This window comes from Carboxylicivirga taeanensis (assembly GCF_051851475.1).
Classification (GTDB): domain Bacteria; phylum Bacteroidota; class Bacteroidia; order Bacteroidales; family Marinilabiliaceae; genus Carboxylicivirga; species Carboxylicivirga taeanensis.
In genome coordinates this window covers 1-2,646 of record NZ_JBPUSJ010000049.1, presented here as the reverse complement: position 1 = coordinate 2,646, position 2,646 = coordinate 1, and the positions used below count along the sequence as shown (strand labels likewise).

At 40.0% G+C, this 2,646-nt stretch carries 3 protein-coding genes; all 3 read right to left on the bottom strand.

The annotated features are described in order from the left end of the window. The coding region (locus ACSX1H_RS19030; RefSeq protein WP_439185840.1) for an REP-associated tyrosine transposase at nucleotides 1-533 on the bottom strand (533 nt) is incomplete at its 3' end. 107 nt (nucleotides 534-640) lie between these two features. After that, nucleotides 641-1,012 carry a hypothetical protein gene (locus tag ACSX1H_RS19025; protein ID WP_439185839.1) on the bottom strand — a complete coding sequence of 124 codons (372 nt, stop codon included), beginning with the start codon at nucleotides 1,010-1,012 and terminating at the stop codon, nucleotides 641-643. After that, complete coding sequence (locus ACSX1H_RS19020) at nucleotides 1,012-2,511, bottom strand: RHS repeat-associated core domain-containing protein (RefSeq protein WP_439185838.1); 1,500 nt, start codon at nucleotides 2,509-2,511, stop codon at nucleotides 1,012-1,014. The genes ACSX1H_RS19025 and ACSX1H_RS19020 overlap by 1 nt, the downstream gene beginning before the upstream one ends. Between the last annotated feature and the right edge of the window lie 135 nt (nucleotides 2,512-2,646).

Below are 2,646 nucleotides of genomic sequence, written 5' to 3'. Positions count from 1 at the left end.
TCTATCAATCCCTTCTCTCCACTATAATCACGAGCACTGCTGTACACATAATCTTCAGGATGAAAAACCAATCCTTCTTCAACCGGATTGTTATGAATGTAGCTAATCTTTTCTTCAATGACTTTATTGCTCCACAGCTCAATTGGCTTATTGTCATGCCTCCAAAACTGGCATTTACTGACATTTGATGATTTTAATGCAGCTTTCTTAAAATGCTCTATCAGCCACTCCCTACGACTTTCTCTTGGATTATTTTTTATCGCTTTTATGATTTCATTGCTGGTAAAACGTTTAAAATCGCCTAATAGCAATTCTGGCTTCTGACCTTGAATGCTTCTAAATATTAAATGCACATGATTGGTCATTATGCACCAGGCAAATAGTTCCATCCCTTTCTTCTGCTGACAAAACTCCAAACTATCAAGTAGAATAGCTTTATACTCATTTCTGGTAAAAACATCCAACCACTCGACTACTGCAAAGCTTACAAAATAAACGCCTTCAGGATTATAGAACTTGTAATTGCGGCTCATACCATCAAATATAACAAAAGCTACCCTAAAAAATAGAGCAGCTTTTGTTGATAACTTATTTGTACTTTGCTAATCCACGCGAAAGGATTCGCGCGGGAGCGGGGGAACTATTCTTTACCAATTATTTTGCCTAAAAGGAAATAATACTCTTTGTCATCTCTAAAAATAATGATAGTATCCACGTTTCTTTGTTTACTGATCGAGTCTCCTTCTTGTATAAATTCACATAACCGTATAGGGTTATAAAAATAATTTTTTGAATTCTCTATTCTAAACTTATTATTTGTTTCTGTTTCAATATAAGAAACTCCCCTATACTCTTTTGATCTTATAATAATATCATTTACAGCATCACTTGTTTTAAGTGATGGAAAATTAACGTTATCCTTTTTAATAGACTTTATATGAAAAAACATGACAACGAATGCAACTATGCACCCTAGTGCCATTATTTTTAATAAAAATTTAATATCGACCATTAATATACTTCTGTTTGTCCATAATAATTTACATGTCCTGATGGGCCTGGAGGCGAAATACCAATATGATAGCTAATCCCTATTATAGAACCTCCAGTTGTTGGGACTGGGGCAACAACAACTCCTGTTCCAAGCTCAACGCCATAGAAGGAAAAGCCACCTGTAGCTTCCCATCTTGGACCATCAAACATATCCAAATCCAATTGACCTGGCCCAAGATAATAGTACTCTGTTACTTCAAAAGAAGCTCCTAAATCAAATCCTAATGAAAGACCCCAATCATTATAATTAGCCTTACTTGCCCCCTTACCATTTAGTAATAATAATTTTCCGTTACCAATGCTTGAATCTGCTCCAATCCCTCCAACAACGTCAATAGACCCTTGAATTGAAATTGCATCTGGGAAGTGCATAAATGACCCAGCAGAGCCAAATGCAGGTGCACCTGCCGCTAAGGCTAATCTTACTTCACTTGGTAAATTGTATGGACTCCACCCTGCACTTGAATTGCTGGCATTTCTTACTCCATATGCAGCCTCCATAATTGCGATAGGATTAACCATAATATTGGTAAAGGGTGCATAATATATACCCGTTGACGCATCATAGTCGAAAAAGTGCCTACTATACCCTTTAAACTGCCCCATTTTTCTACCTGATTTATTTTTGGCATTTTGGCTGAGATAACTCCTAATATTTGTCGTTAAAATGGTTTTTAGCTCACTTGTTTCCTGAAGTCGTATCCAGCTATTCCGAGTAGCGTACCTTGCATAATCCCAACCAACTGATGGGTTGTTATGATAAACAGAGCGATACTCGTGTGATACCCAGTCATAATATACTCCATTTAATCCTGTCCCATTTGTAATGCCAGTGCGCGAATCATAAAAACCAGGCCATCTATGACTTGTTCCCATACTTCCACCACCTGAGCTTCCCCAACCACTATCTCTGCCTCTATGCCATTCTTCATAACTATCTTCATCCGTTTTATGCGGTTGATAATTATACCCACTCGGGTCGGTATATTTCAATGGATTATTCATTACATAGCTATAGCGGTTATAGTTCATGGGGTTGCCGGGGGCCTGTATTACCGGGTCGGGGCTTAAGAAAAGGGCTAACCACGGGTCATACACACGGCCGTTCATATTAATCAGCTCCACCTCATCAATATGCTCATGCATGGTATAGCCCCGGTAGCTATAGCTTGGTGCCGCTACATTGTTGTAGGTCCAGTCGGTAGGGTTACGGCGTCGTCCCCAGGCATCGTAGCTATACTCTTCCAGCAGGGTGGTGCCCGTTGCATCTGCCACTGCCATAATGGAGCCTTGCACATCGCTGAGCGTATATACTATATTATTACCTGTGCTGTTCACCTGGTTGATTCCTATTAAGCCATTTGCTCCATAAAGATAGAAATTATCCTGGTAGCTGCCATCGGCATATTCGGTGCCCACTGCTGCCGCACGAGTCCTCTCGTGTGGCTCTCCACTCACGGCTCCCGCGGGAATCCTTTCGCGTGGTAGAGTTCTATTTCTTTATCACCGTCACTTCTATCAATCCCTTCTCTCCACTATAATCACGAGCACTGCTGTACACATAATCTTCAGGATGAAAAACCAATCCTTCTT